Genomic DNA, 13329 nt, shown 5'->3' with positions numbered 1-13329 from the left:
TCCCCCGGAGGTTCCGATGGACCGTCGTACCGTCCTGCGCGCCACCGTCGCCGGTGGGGCCGCCGCCTTCGCCGGCAGCCTCTGGTCCGGCGCCGCGTCCGCCGCACCGGCCCAGCCCGGCACCGGCCCCTACGGGCCGCTCGGCAGCGCCGACGGCAACGGCCTCCAACTCCCCGCCGGCTTCACCAGCCGGGTGATCGCCCGCTCCCGGCAGACGGTGCCGGGCACCTCGTACACCTGGCATCCCGCGCCCGACGGAGGCGCCTGCTTCGCCGCCGGCACCGGCTGGATCTACGTCTCCAACTCGGAGGTCACCCCCAGCGGCGGCGCGTCGGCGGTGCGGTTCGCCGCCGACGGCACGGTCACCTCCGCGTACCGCATCCTGTCCGGCACCAACCAGAACTGCGCCGGTGGCGCGACCCCGTGGGGCACCTGGCTGTCCTGCGAGGAGATCAGCCGGGGCTTCGTCTACGAGACCTACCCGCAGGGCGGCACCGCCGCGGTGCAGCGCCCCGCGCTGGGCCGGTTCAAACACGAGGCGGCGGCGGCCGACCCGGTCCGCCAGGTGATCTACCTGACCGAGGACGAGACCGACGGCTGCTTCTACCGGTTCCGCCCCACCGTCTGGGGTGACCTCTCCGCCGGCACCCTGGAGGTGCTGGTCGCCGGCACCGCCACCAGCGGCCCGGTGAGCTGGGCCCGGGTGCCCGACCCGGACGGCTCGCCGACGGCCACCCGCAACCAGGTCGCCGGGGCGAAGCGGTTCACCGGCGGCGAGGGCTGCTGGTACGCCGACGGCACCTGCTGGTTCACCACCAAGGGCGACAACCGGGTCTGGGCGTACGACGCGGTCGGCCAGCGCATCGACCTCGCGTACGACGACTCGCTGGTGACCGGCGCCGCCCCGCTGACCGGGGTGGACAACATCACCGGCACCCGCTCCGGTGACCTCTACGTCGCCGAGGACGGCGGCAACATGGAGATCAACCTGATCACCCCGAGCGGGGTGGTGACGCCGTTCCTGCGGATCACCGGGCAGTCCTCCTCGGAGATCACCGGGCCGGCGTTCTCCCCCGACGGCAGCCGGCTCTACTTCTCCTCCCAGCGCGGCACGGCCGGCATCTCCGCCGGTGGCATCACCTACGAGGTGCGCGGCCCGTTCCGTTCCTGACCACACCCACCCCCGCCCCGCCTCCCGGGTGGCATGTGTGAAGGTTCGTTGCGGGTGGGGGAGTTTGTGGCGTGGCGGGGGCGTCGATGGGGTATCGACATCGACATGATGACCCACGAGCAGAGCGACCAGGAACGGGTGGAGTCCCGGGCCCACCTGCTGCCCGAGGAGGCGGCGGTCGGCAGCGACGACCCGCAGGCCCAGGCCGAGGCGATCCTCGCCGAGTCGGATCTCCGCGAGGCCGACCAGGGGGCCGCCCCCGACACGGTGCTGGAACACCGCACCTCCGAAGAGACCGTCCCCCCGATCGAACCCCCCGACTGACCCGTCCGACTGACCCGCCCCGCCCCGGCCGCTGCCCTGTTCCTGTCCACGGCTCACCAGTCCAGTCCCGTCCTGATCCATTCCGTATCGCGCTGGCCCGTTCCAGTCCCGTCCTGATCGGAAGCGGGATGGCCGGGGCGAGGGGCGGCCGGGCGGTCAGGAGCGGGATGGCCGGGGTGCGGGGCGGCGGGGGCGAGGGCGGTCGGGCAAGAGATGGTCAGGGCAAGAGGTGGTCAGGAGTGGGGTGGCGGCGCGGCGTGGCCGGGTGACGACACGTCGCCATCGCGACCTGGAGATCGGATAGCGTCGGGTCATGCCCGACAGCGGTTACCCCTGGCCCATCGAGACGACCCGACTGGACAACGGCCTGCGCGTGGTGGTGAGCGAGGACCGCACCGCCCCGGCGGTCGCGGTCAACCTCTGGTACGACGTGGGCTCCCGCCACGAGCCGGCGGGCCAGACCGGCTTCGCCCACCTCTTCGAGCACCTGATGTTCGAGGGCTCGGTCAACGTCGCCAAGACCGAACACATGAAACTGATCCAGGGTTCCGGTGGCTCACTCAACGCCACCACCAACCCGGACCGCACGAACTACTTCGAGACCGTCCCGGCCGAGCACCTGGAACTGGCCCTGTGGCTGGAGGCCGACCGGATGGGCGGGCTGGTCCCCGCGCTGACCCAGCACACCCTGGACAACCAGCGGGACGTGGTCAAGAACGAGCGTCGACAGCGCTACGAGAACGTCCCGTACGGCGACGCGTGGCTGCGGCTGCTCCCGCTGCTCTATCCGCCGGGGCACCCTTACCACCACGCGACGATCGGGTCGATGGCCGATCTGAACGCCGCCGACCTGGCCACCTTCCAGGCGTTCCACCAGACCTACTACGCGCCGGACAACGCCGTGCTCACCGTGGTCGGCGACGCCACCGCCGCCGAGGTGTTCGCGCTGGCGCAGCGGTACTTCGGGGCGATCCCGGCCCGTGGGGACATCCCCGCCGCGCCGGACGGCCACACCGTCGCCCGCACCGGTCGGCCCGCCGTCGAGACGGTCACCGCCGAGGTACCGGCCGCCCGGGTGTACGTCGCGCACCGCACCCACCCGTTCGGCAGCCCCGGCTACGACGTGGCCACGGTGGCCGCCACCGTGCTCGGCAGCGGCCGGGGCAGCCGGCTCTACCAGCGGCTCGCCGACGGCGAACGGCTCGCCCAACCGGACCTGGTCGGCGCGTACGGGGTGGATCTGGCGCACGCCCCGGCACCGGTGATCGCCACCGCCACCGCCCGCCCCGGGGTGAGCGCGCAACGGCTCGCCGCAGGGGTCGCCGAGGTGGTCGACGAACTCGCCACCGTGCCGGTCACCGCCACCGAGCTGGACCGGGCCAAGGCGCTGCTCAGCACCGCGTGGTGGCGGCAGATGGCCACGGTGGACGGCCGGGCCGACGCCCTCGGCCGGTACGCCACCCAGTTCGGCGACCCGGCGAAGACCGCCGACCGGCTGCCCGGCTGGCTGTCGGTGACCGCCGGGCAGATCGCCGAGCTGGCCGCCGACCTGTTCACCCCCACCGACCGGGTGACCCTGACCTACCTGCCGGAGGAGACCTCATGACGCTGATCACCACCCGGCCGGGCCCGGGCACCGCCCGCCCGTACCGGTTCCCGACGGTGGTCCGGCGGGACGTCGCCGGTGGCCGGGTGGTCGCCGCGCACCTGCCCGGCCAGAATCTCGCCGTGGCGCTGCTGCTGCTCGACGCGGGCGCCGGCCGGGAACCGGTGGGCAAGGAGGGGCTCGGCGCGGTGCTGGCCAAGGCGTTGGAGGAGGGCACCGCGCACCGGGACGCCACCGGTTTCGCGCTGGCCGTCGAGGGCCTCGGCACCGAACTGGCCACCGGCCTGGACTGGGACACCTTCCAAGTCAGCGTGCAGGTGCCGGTGGACCGGCTCGGCGCGGCCGTGGAGTTGCTCGCCGAGGCGGTGCGGACGCCCCGGCTCGACCCGGACGACGTGCGTCGGGTCCGCGACGACGAGGCGACCGCGTTGCGGATGGACTGGGCCAACCCCGGCCCGCGCGCCGACGCGGTGTTGCGCGCCGACCTGTTCGGTGCGCAGCACCGGTGGGGCCGTCCGCTGTACGGCGACCCCGACTCGGTGGCCGGACTGGACGTGGAGGACGTCACCGTCTTCCACTCCGAGTGGTTCCTGCGCCCCGGCACCCTGGTCGTCGCCGGTGACCTGGACCGGCTCGACCTGGACGCGTTGGGCGCGGCGGCCTTCGCCGGCACCGGCGGCGGTCCCGTCGAGCGGGGCGGCCCGATCGAGGTGCCGTTGCCCACCGGCCGGCGGATCATCCTGGTGGACCGGCCCGGGTCGGTGCAGTCCACGCTGCGGCTGGGGCACCCGGCGCCGCACCGCGCCCACCCCGACCACGTGCCGATGACGCTCGCCGGCACCGTGCTGGGTGGGGCGTTCACCTCCCGGCTCAACCACCTGATCCGCGAGGTACGCGGCTACACGTACGGCATCCGGGGCGACTTCGCCTCGTCCCGCCGGTTCGGCCGGTTCGCGGTCAGCTCCGGGGTGCAGACGGCGGTGACCGCGCCGGCCCTGGTCGAGGCGGTCGGCGAGATCACCCGTACCCGGGTGGGTGGGGTGACCGAGGACGAGCTGGCGGTGGCCCGGTCCTGGCGGGCGGGCCAGCTCTCGGTCGAGTTGCAGAGCCCGCGGGCGATCGCCTCGGCGTTGACCACCCTGGTCGTGCACGACCTGCCCGACGACTACCACGCCCGGTTGCGGGAGGCGTTGCTCGCCGCCGACGTGGCGCAGGTCTCCGCGGCTGCCGCCACCCATCTGCACCCGGAGGCGTTGACCCTGGTCATCGAGGGCGACGCGGCACTGATCCGCGACGAACTGGTCGCCTCCGGCCTCGGCGAGGTGACCGACCACGCCGGTTGACCGGCGTCCGGCGGGGTGAGCGGCCATGCCGGTGGGATGGCGTCCGGCGGGTGCGTGGCCACGGGGGTGAGGACCGGGTGGTGCCCGGGGCGGTGTGATTCCGGTCGCGTCGCCCCGGGCCGGCCGGGCCCGGCCGGCGGCGCGGATGCTGCGGCCGGACGGCCCGGTCGCGGCCGATCCTGCGGGAGTTCGGGGCGTACCGTCGGGTGGTTTGCGGTCCGGTGGCCGGCCGGGGCGGCGGCCCGACGGGCGGGCGGCGATCCGGGCGGTGGGAAACGTTTCCCGCCGTGGGCCTGCGGCTGGGTAGCCTCGCGGGCATGAGGATCGGCATTGTGGGAGCCACCGGCCAGGTCGGTGGGGTCATGCGGCAGGTGCTGGCGGAACGCGAGTTCCCGGCGGAGCAGGTGCGGTTGTTCGCCTCGGCCCGGTCGGCCGGGCGCACTCTGCCCTGGCGGGACGGCGAGGTCGCGGTGGAGGACGCGGCGACCGCCGACTACTCCGGGTTGGACATCGTGCTCTTCTCCGCCGGCAAGGGCACCGCGAAGGAGTTGGCCCCCCGGGTCGCCGCGACCGGCGCGGTGGTGATCGACAACTCGTCGGCGTTCCGCACCGACCCGCAGGTGCCGCTGGTCGTCGCCGAGGTCAACCCGCACGCGCTCGCCGACCGGCCGAAGGGCATCGTCGCCAACCCGAACTGCACCACGATGGCCGCGATGCCGGTGCTGCGCCCGCTGCACGACGAGGCCGGGCTGATCAGCCTGGTCGTCGCCACCTACCAGGCGGTCTCCGGGGCCGGCCTGGCCGGGGTCGCCGAGCTGGACGAGCAGGTCCGCAAGGTCGTCGAGGGGGCCACCGCACTGGCCCACGACGGGTCTGCCGTGGAGTTCCCCGCGCCGCGCTCCTTCGCCCGGCCGATCGCCTTCAACGTGCTCCCGCTGGCCGGTTCGATCGTCGACGACGGCTCGTTCGAGACCGACGAGGAGCAGAAGCTGCGCAACGAGAGCCGCAAGATCCTGGAGATCCCCGAGCTGAAGGTCTCCGGCACCTGCGTCCGGGTGCCCGTGTTCACCGGCCACTCGTTGCAGATCAACGCCCGGTTCGCCCGGCCGATCACCCCGCAGCGGGCCCGGGAGCTGCTCGACGGTGCGCCCGGGGTGGCCCTGTCGGACATCCCGACGCCGTTGCAGGCGGCCGGCCAGGACCCGACCTTCGTCGGCCGGCTGCGCGCCGACGAGACCGTCGAGCACGGCCTCGCGCTGTTCTGCGCCAACGACAACCTGCGCAAGGGTGCCGCGTTGAACGCGGTGCAGCTCGCCGAGCTGGTCGCCGCCGAGCTGCGTTGACGGTCGCCGGGCCGCGCTGATGGTCGCCGGGCTGGACTGACGGCTGCCGGGCTGCGCTGAGCGGGGTGTTACCTGCTCGGGGCCGGCGGGTAGACCGCCGTGCCGACACCGAGAGGGGAGCACCATGACAACGGTCGGAGAGTTCATGACGACCCGGTTGGTGACGATGGACGGCAACGACACCCTCGCCGCCGCCGCGCAGGAGATGCGGGACAGCGCCATCGGTGACGTGGTGGTGACTAAGGGTGACGATGTGGTGGGGATCGTGACGGACCGGGACATTACGGTCCGGGGGGTGGCCCAGGATCTGGACCCGAACCGGGCCCGGCTCAGCGAGATCACCAGCCGGGACGTGATCACGGTCAGCCAGTACGACGACGCGGTCGCCGCCGCCGACCTGATGCGCACCTACGCCGTACGCCGGCTGCCGGTGGTGGACGACGGTCGGCTGGTGGGCCTGGTGTCGATGGGTGATCTCGCGGTGGAGCGGGAACCCCAGTCGGTGCTCGCGGACATCAGCGCCGACGACCCCAACAACTGACCTGCCGCCACGGCCACGACGCCGGGCCCCGGGAACCTCCGGGGCCCGGCGTCGTCGCTGTCTGCGGGTGCCGCTGGCCGCCCTCCGCCGGGTGGGGCCGGGCCGGCCGCCGGCCGGGCGGGTCCTCACCCGATCCGGGCGAGGTTGGCGGCGGGCCCGGCGGGCACCCGGTGCGGGTACTGGCAGGCGCATGGACGACGGGGGAGAGGGCCCGATGGTGGACGCGACCACGAGGTTCTTCGAGAGCCTGGACCGGCGGGAGCACGAGCCGCTGCTGAACAAGGCGGTCGGGACGCTGCGCTTCGATCTGCACGAGGGGGCGCAGACCACCCACTGGCTGCTCCGGGTGGACCGGGGAGACCTGACGGTCAGCCAGGAGGACCGGGAGGCGGACACCGTCGTCGGCACCACTCCGGCGCTGTTCGAGGAGATGGCCGCCGGCCGGGAGAACGGACTGGCGGCGGTGCTGCGCGGCGACATGACGGTGACCGGTGACGCCCGGCTGGTGGTCCAGATCGAGCGGATCTTCCCCGGCTCCCCGGACGCCCGGGGCCCCGCGGCCGCCACCAGCGGGAGGTGCGGTGATGGGACAGAGCAACACGATCCGGATCCTGGACGGCAACACGTTCGTCGTCTCGGAGGAGACCGGTGACATCGAGGCGACGCCGAGCGAGCCGACCGGCCTGTTCTCCCTGGACATGCGGTTCCTGTCCCGCTGGGTGCTGACGGTCAACGGGGAACGGCTCAACGCGCTGTCCTACGACGACCTCCAGTACTACGAGGCGCGGTTCTTCCTGGTGCCCGGGATGGCCACCCACTACGTCGACGCCAAGCTGTCGATCATCCGGGAACGCGCGGTCGGCGGTAGCTTCCGCGAACAGTTGACCATCCTCAACCACGACGAGAAGGCGGTCGACCTGGAGGTCCGGATGGACGCCGGGGCCGACTTCGCGGATCTCTTCCAGGTCAAGGACGAAATCCTCAACAAGAAGGGCGAGTTGTACGCCGAGGCCGAGTCCGACCGGCTGCGATTGGGCTACCGGCGGGGCAACTTCGTGCGGGAGACGGTCATCTCGTCGTCCCGGCCGGCCCGATACGACCGCAACGGTTTCGTGTACTCGGTGCACCTGGAGCCCAACGAGCAGTGGAACGCCGATATCGACGTGCAGACCTTCGCGCTCGGCCCCGGGGGCCGGGACCTGCGGCTGGGGGTGACGGCGCACGGCCACGAGCGGCTCGCCCTCCAGCACGACCTGGAGGAGTGGATCGCCAAGGCACCCAAGGTCAACAGCGAGCACGACAAGTTGGCCGCCATCTACCGGCGCAGCCTGGTCGACCTGGCGGCGCTGCGGTTCGCGCCGCTGTCGCTGGGCGGCCAGACCCTGCCCGCCGCCGGCCTGCCCTGGTTCATGACCATGTTCGGGCGGGACAGCATCCTGACCTGCCTACAGGTGCTGCCGTTCGCCCCGGAACTGTCCAAGACCACGCTGCGCATCCTGGCGTCGCTGCAGGGCAGCCGGTTCGACGACTTCCGCGACGAGGACCCGGGCCGCATCCTGCACGAGATGCGCTACGGCGAGACGGCCGCGTTCGAGGAGCAGCCGCACTCGCCCTACTACGGCTCGGTGGACGCCACCCCGCTGTTCGTGGTGCTGCTCGACGAGTACGAGCGGTGGAGCGGGGACGCCGCGCTGGTCCGGGAGCTGGAACGGGAGTGCCGGGCCGCGTTGAGGTGGATCGACGACTACGCCGACCTGGCCGGCAACGGCTACATCTGGTACGAGCGGCGCAACACCGAGACCGGCCTGGAGAACCAGTGCTGGAAGGACTCCTGGGACTCCATCTCGTACGCCGACGGCAGCCTGCCGCCGTTCCCCCGGGCCACCTGCGAGGTGCAGGGCTACGCGTACGACGCGAAGGTGCGGGCGGCCCGGATGGCCCGGGAGTTCTGGGGTGACCCGGCGTTCGCCGACCGGCTGGAGCAGGAGGCGGCGGCGCTGAAGGAACGCTTCAACCGGGACTGGTGGGTGGCCGACGGGGAGTACTACGCGCTGGCCCTGGACCCGGACGGCCGACAGTGCGACGTGCTCAGCTCCAACATCGGGCACCTGCTGTGGAGCGGGATCGTCGACCACGACCGGGCCGAGAAGATCGCCGAGCACATGGTCGGGCCCCGGCTGTTCACCGGGTGGGGGGTGCGGACCCTCGCCGAGGGGGAGGTGCGGTACAACCCGATCGGCTACCACAACGGCACGATCTGGCCGTTCGACAACTCCTTCATCGCCTGGGGCCTGCGCCGGTACGGCTTCGCCGAGGAGGCCGCCGCCATCGCCAGCGGCATCCTCGACGCGGCCACCTACTTCGACGGGCGGCTGCCCGAGGCGTTCGGCGGCTACCCCCGGGAGCAGACCAAGTTCCCGGTCGAGTACCCGACGGCGTGCAGCCCGCAGGCCTGGTCGACGGGGGCGCCGCTGCTGCTGCTGCGCACCATGCTCGGGTTGGAGCCGCACGAGGGGCACCTGGCGGTGGAGCCGGTGCTGCCGGTCGGGATGGGCCGCATCGAGGTGTTGGACATCCCGGGTCGCTGGGGGCGGGTGGACGCCTTCGCCCGGGGCCGCCTCGACCTGGACAGGCTGGCCGACTGACCGGGGTTGCGCCCGTCGGCCGGGGGTCCCGCTGCGGCGGCTCCGTCCGACGGTCGCGCAACCCTCGCGGGGTAAAGTCACCGGATGCCGGAACTCGTGTACCCGCCCGTGATCACCGCCGCCAAGACGCTGTTCCGGGTCCTCGACCTGCGCCTGACCGTCGACGGGAACCACCACGTCCCCCGGACCGGTGGGGTGGTGCTGGCCAGCAACCACGTCAGTTACCTCGACTTCATCTTCTGCGGGTACGGGGCGCACGCCTCCCGGCGGTTGGTGCGGTTCATGGCCAAGCACGAGGTCTTCGCGCACAAGGTCTCCGGCCCGCTGATGCGCGGCATGAAGCACATTCCGGTCAACCGGTCGGCGGGCGTCGGCTCGTACAACACGGCGGTGGACGCGCTGCGTCGCGGCGAGGCGGTCGGTCTCTTCCCGGAGGGCACGATCAGCCGCTCGTTCACCGTCAAGGAGCTCAAGAGCGGGGCGGCCCGGATGGCGCAGGCGGCGGAGGTGCCGCTGGTGCCGGTGGCGCTGTGGGGCACCCAGCGGCTGTGGACCAAGGGGCGGCCGAAGACCCTGACCCGGCGGCACACCCCGATCACCATCCTGCTCGGTGAGCCGATGGACCCGGGTGCGTACCCGGACGCCAACACGATGACGGCGGAGCTGAAGACCCGGCTGTCAGCGTTGGTCGACCGGGCCCAGCAGGAGTACCCGGACAAGCCGTCCGGCCCGGACGACACCTGGTGGCAGCCGGCCCACCTGGGCGGGACCGCGCCCAACCCGCAGGAGGCCGCCGAACTGGACCGCCGCCCCCGCCGCTCGACCGCCTCCTGACTGCCGGTCGCCTTCCCTGCCCGGTCTCCCCGCCGCTCGGCCGGTCGTCCTGCCCCTCGACCCTTCCCTGACGGCTGTCCTGGCCGTCCTTCCGGCCGCCGTTCGGGTGGGCCTCGTGCGCTGTCGCAGCCGCAGCCGCAGCCGCAGGCGCAGCCGCTGTCGCAGCCGCAGCCGCTGTCGCAGGCGCGGGCGCGGTGCGGGCGGTGCTGGGGGCGGTGCGGACATTCCGGGCGGACGGAGGTCGGCGGGTCGGGGGGAGAGGGTGGTGTTCGCGTCCTTTCGAGCTGATGACGTCAGCGATTCAGGCATGACCGGTCCGACCGGCCGACCCGGCCGACCCGACCGGCGTGGCCGGCGTGGCCGACTGGTCCCGGCCTGGTCGGTCCGGACAACCCGGGTCGCTGGGCGGACCTTGCCGGGCCGGACTACCCGGTTCGCTGGTCCCGGCCTGGCCGGGCCGGACAACCTGGCTCGCTGGGCCGACCTGGCCGGGTTGGTCGACGCGGCTGGCGGGTTCCGACCCGGCCAGGTTGGTCGACGCGGTGGCTCGACATCTGTGGGGGAAGCCGATACACGCCCCACCACTGAGAGCTTTGCGACGCAACCGCCGCCCGCCGGTCCGGTACCCGGGGGACGGGCATCGTCGGCGATTCGTCAACGTCATCAGGTCGAAAGGACGCTGAGAGGTACACCTACCGGCCGTCCCGGCCAGGCAGATGGGCCAGATCCAGGCCCGGTCCAGCCCAGCCCAGGCCCACAGCAGGCCCAGCCCGGGCCCACAGCAGGCCCAGCCCGGGCCCACAGCAGGCCCAGCCCGGGCCCACAGCAGGCCCAGACCAGGCCCACAGCAGGCCCAGGTCAGGGTGGGGTCAGCTGCCGACCGCGTCCTTGCCGGCCCGTTCCGGGACGCGGTAGTAGTCCTCGCGGGACAGGAACTCCACCGGCAGTGATCCGGGCAGGGTCACCCGCCCCTCGCCGGTCACGGGTGCGGCGGTGGCCCGCCGGATCAGTACGTCCCGCTCCGGGGGCGCCAACTCCACCAGTTCGGGTCGGGTGACCCGGAAGCAGGCCACCGTCCGGCGGATCAGCCGGGCCAGTTCGGTCACCGTGCCGACCGTGCCGCCCAGCGCCAGGGCCGGCTGCTGGATCGTACGCAGCGCGTCGCAGACCACCAGCAGTTCCGCCTCCGCAGTGGCGTCCTGGGTGGGACCGGTCGTCCGCAGCTCCAGCCGGGACGGCCACTGCCAGCGGATCTGTCCGCTGACCAGGCGGGGCAGCCGGACGTTGCGCCGGTGCCGGACACCCGTCGAGTCGATCTTCCCGGCGACCAGGGCCAGGTCACCGGCGAGGCAGACGTAGGCGAGCCGGCGGTCGGTGACGGTGACCGAGGCGGGGGCGGGGAGCACCCAGTGCCCCCGGGCCCCGGTCGGGCTGACCAGGCAGCCGGCCACCGACGTCGGATAGCGGCCGAGCACCCGTTCGCCGGGTTCCGGGACCAGCTCGTAACGGCGGTCGAGCACCGGGGCGGCGTCGTCCTCCGGTGCGTCGAACCGGTGTGGCGCGATGAAGAACGGGGACTTGTCCTCGCGCATGGTCACGACCTCCCCCGCGCAGTGGTCTTCGGGCGTTCAGCCTTGTCGACCCCTGGTGTGCTGTCATGACACCCGTTAGGGGGTCGGCCGGTCGTACGACGCCTGTGACCGGTAGATGCCGATCTCCTCCGGCCGGACGAGGCCGTCCTCGATCGCCCGGGCCAGTAACGCGGCCTTCGTGGCGGCTGGTCGGCCCGCCCGGGTGTACTTGATCCGTGCCCGGTCCACATATTGTTTGACGGTGTGCTCGCTGATCTGCATCCGGCGGGCCACCGACGCCTTCGACATCGACTGGAACCACAGCAGCAGCGCTTCCCGTTCCTTGTCCGACAGGGCCGGTCGGTCCGGGCGCGGATCGCCCACCATCGCCCCGGCCAGCGCCGGCGGCACGTACGGGCGGTCGCTGGCGGCGGCCAGCACCGTCGCCACGCAGTGTTCCCGCCCCTCGTGCTTGGCCAGGAACGCGGTCGCCCCGGCGTCGAGCACGGCGAGCATGGTCGCCGGGTCGGTGTGCTCGGAGTAGACCACCACCCGTCGGCCGGCGGCGCTCAGCTCGGCCAGCTTGTCGAGCATCATCCGCCCGTGCAGTCGCAGATCCAGCAGGATCACGTCGGCCTCCGGCGCGGCCCGCAGCACCAGGTCCGGGTCGTCGCCGGTGGCGAGCACCCGCAGTCGGGGCTCGGTGGTCAGCCAGGCCCGGACCCCGTCGATCACCACCGGATGGTCGTCGACGATCGACACCCCGATCGGGGCTTCCCCGCTCATGGCCGACGCCATCGGGTCTGCGTCCACCTGATCTCCCCGTCCCGTTCGAGTACGTGTTCCACCTGCTCGCCCACCGGGTCGGCTGGCGCATCGACGGCCGCTGGACCGTTAACGTCCGGCGTCACCAGACTGATCACCACCTCCTGTGGGTTGGCCACCACCGTCAGCCGGGCCCAGCGGGTGGCGTCGGCGAGCGCGGCGGCCAGCGGGTCGGCCAGCCGTCGGCGGATCTCGACCGGCAGGGGTGGCGGCGTGCCGATGGCGATCAACTCGATCGGCAGCCCGTTGCGTTCGGCCAGGTCGGCGGCGGCCCGCAGCTCGTGCAGCAGCGGGTCCGGCACGTCGTCGGACTCGGCGATCAGCCGACGCAGCCGGGTCGCGGCGAGCACGCACCGGCGTTGCACGAGCGGGTCGGTCGGGTCGGCGCGGCCGTCGGCCAACTCCGCCAGCACCTGTTCGGCGGCCCCGCCGACCAGCGCCAGCCGGGCCCGCCGGTCCGCCCAGGCCCGTTCGGCGGCGTCCCGTTCGGCGCGGACGGCGAAGGTCGCCGTGGCGGTGTCGGCGCGTTCCCGGGCGAGGGTGGCGATCACCGCGGCCCCGGTGAAGACCGCCACCGGCAGCGACGAGGTGCCGTAGACGTACATCGCGTAGCGGGTCAGGTCGGCGGGGGCGGTCGCCCCGTCACCGACCAGCGCGGTGAGCGCGATCACCGCGTGCCCGGCCAGCAGGACGATCATCCAGCGGATCCGCCGGCCCCACAGCACCACCACGAAGAACCAGGCCAGCCCCGTCCACGCCCAGTTCGCGGCGGCGAAGAGCTGCTCGCGGCCGGCCGCCGCGAAGACCGCCGCGTCGACCACCAGCAGGGCCGCCGCCAGTGGCAGCGCCGGTGGCAGCAGGCCGTGCAGCAGCCGGTGCGCGGCGTACCAGCCGATGGCGCAGGCGGCCAGCCAACCCGCCGCCACCACCGTGGGGGCGGCCAGCGTGGGCCAGGCGCCGAGCACCGCCGGTAGCCCGATCGCGACGTGCCACACCAGGGCGATGGCGACCGCCGCGATCCGGGCCCCCGGTCCGAGGCACGGGCCACGTCGACCGCCGGGCCGTCGGCCGCCGCCGGGTCCGTCGCCCTCTGCTCCGGCCGGGGTACGCGGGCCGAGGCGGTCGT

Annotated in this window: 10 protein-coding genes and 2 pseudogenes; 9 read left to right on the top strand and 3 right to left on the bottom strand. The window is 73.2% G+C overall.

Translation table 11 applies throughout. The features are described 5' to 3' along the window. The first annotated feature begins 16 nt into the window (after positions 1-16). The 9 genes and pseudogenes from J7462_RS13530 to J7462_RS13490 all read left to right on the top strand — a co-directional run bounded on the left by J7462_RS13530 (position 17) and on the right by J7462_RS13490 (position 9807). Positions 17-1171, top strand: a complete 1155-nt coding sequence (locus J7462_RS13530) for an alkaline phosphatase PhoX (protein WP_219464382.1) — start codon at positions 17-19, stop codon at positions 1169-1171. A 54-nt stretch (positions 1172-1225) separates the two neighbouring features. Then, a complete protein-coding gene (locus tag J7462_RS13525; protein WP_307799436.1) occupies positions 1226-1495 on the top strand; it encodes a hypothetical protein in 270 nt (89 codons plus the stop codon). A 313-nt stretch (positions 1496-1808) separates the two neighbouring features. After that, complete coding sequence (locus J7462_RS13520) at positions 1809-3101, top strand: pitrilysin family protein (RefSeq protein ID WP_219464381.1); 1293 nt, start codon at positions 1809-1811, stop codon at positions 3099-3101. Next, a complete protein-coding gene (locus J7462_RS13515) occupies positions 3098-4444 on the top strand; it encodes a pitrilysin family protein (RefSeq protein ID WP_219464380.1) in 1347 nt (448 codons plus the stop codon). The genes J7462_RS13520 and J7462_RS13515 overlap by 4 nt, the downstream gene beginning before the upstream one ends. Positions 4445-4761: 317 nt before the next feature. Continuing rightward, positions 4762-5787 carry an aspartate-semialdehyde dehydrogenase gene (locus J7462_RS13510; protein ID WP_219464379.1) on the top strand — a complete coding sequence of 342 codons (1026 nt, stop codon included), beginning with the start codon at positions 4762-4764 and terminating at the stop codon, positions 5785-5787. Between the two features lie 124 nt (positions 5788-5911). Further along, the gene (locus J7462_RS13505; RefSeq protein WP_219464378.1) at positions 5912-6328 is read left to right on the top strand and encodes a CBS domain-containing protein; all 417 of its coding nucleotides are present in this window, start codon (positions 5912-5914) and stop codon (positions 6326-6328) included. Positions 6329-6542: 214 nt separating this feature from the next. Next, positions 6543-6913: pseudogene (locus J7462_RS13500) on the top strand (SCP2 sterol-binding domain-containing protein). Beyond that, positions 6913-8973: a glycogen debranching N-terminal domain-containing protein gene (locus tag J7462_RS13495; RefSeq protein WP_219464376.1), complete on the top strand. Its 2061-nt coding sequence runs from the start codon at positions 6913-6915 to the stop codon at positions 8971-8973. The pseudogene J7462_RS13500 and the gene J7462_RS13495 overlap by 1 nt, the downstream one beginning before the upstream one ends. A gap of 84 nt (positions 8974-9057) precedes the next feature. After that, the gene (locus J7462_RS13490; RefSeq protein ID WP_219464374.1) at positions 9058-9807 is read left to right on the top strand and encodes a 1-acyl-sn-glycerol-3-phosphate acyltransferase; all 750 of its coding nucleotides are present in this window, start codon (positions 9058-9060) and stop codon (positions 9805-9807) included. 869 nt (positions 9808-10676) lie between these two features. Here the strand turns inward: J7462_RS13490 and J7462_RS13485 are convergent. The 3 genes and pseudogenes from J7462_RS13485 to J7462_RS13475 all read right to left on the bottom strand — a co-directional run. Further along, positions 10677-11399 (bottom strand): hypothetical protein, encoded by a 723-nt coding sequence (locus tag J7462_RS13485; protein WP_208570426.1) that lies wholly within the window; start codon positions 11397-11399, stop codon positions 10677-10679. Positions 11400-11474: 75 nt separating this feature from the next. Beyond that, positions 11475-12191 (bottom strand): response regulator transcription factor, encoded by a 717-nt coding sequence (locus tag J7462_RS13480; protein WP_208570427.1) that lies wholly within the window; start codon positions 12189-12191, stop codon positions 11475-11477. Beyond that, a pseudogene (locus J7462_RS13475) lies at positions 12161-13302 on the bottom strand (hypothetical protein); the annotation flags it as partial. The gene J7462_RS13480 and the pseudogene J7462_RS13475, both read right to left, overlap by 31 nt. Positions 13303-13329: the final 27 nt, after the last annotated feature.

It is taken from the genome of Micromonospora sp. RL09-050-HVF-A, assembly GCF_019374995.1.
Lineage (GTDB): Bacteria > Actinomycetota > Actinomycetes > Mycobacteriales > Micromonosporaceae > Micromonospora > Micromonospora antibiotica.
Note: the sequence above shows the minus strand (reverse complement) of the source record. Positions and strands in the feature narration are given on the sequence as shown.

Excerpts from the sequence above, each read along its gene's own strand:
- J7462_RS13530 (WP_219464382.1), top strand. The coding sequence starts at position 17 with ATGGACCGTCGTACCGTCCTGCGCGCCACCGTCGCCGGTGGGGCCGCC.
- J7462_RS13520 (WP_219464381.1), top strand. The coding sequence starts at position 1,809 with ATGCCCGACAGCGGTTACCCCTGGCCCATCGAGACGACCCGACTGGAC.
- J7462_RS13515 (WP_219464380.1), top strand. The coding sequence starts at position 3,098 with ATGACGCTGATCACCACCCGGCCGGGCCCGGGCACCGCCCGCCCGTAC.
- J7462_RS13510 (WP_219464379.1), top strand. The coding sequence starts at position 4,762 with ATGAGGATCGGCATTGTGGGAGCCACCGGCCAGGTCGGTGGGGTCATG.
- J7462_RS13505 (WP_219464378.1), top strand. The coding sequence starts at position 5,912 with ATGACAACGGTCGGAGAGTTCATGACGACCCGGTTGGTGACGATGGAC.
- J7462_RS13495 (WP_219464376.1), top strand. The coding sequence starts at position 6,913 with ATGGGACAGAGCAACACGATCCGGATCCTGGACGGCAACACGTTCGTC.
- J7462_RS13490 (WP_219464374.1), top strand. The coding sequence starts at position 9,058 with ATGCCGGAACTCGTGTACCCGCCCGTGATCACCGCCGCCAAGACGCTG.
- J7462_RS13485 (WP_208570426.1), bottom strand. The coding sequence starts at position 11,399 with ATGCGCGAGGACAAGTCCCCGTTCTTCATCGCGCCACACCGGTTCGAC.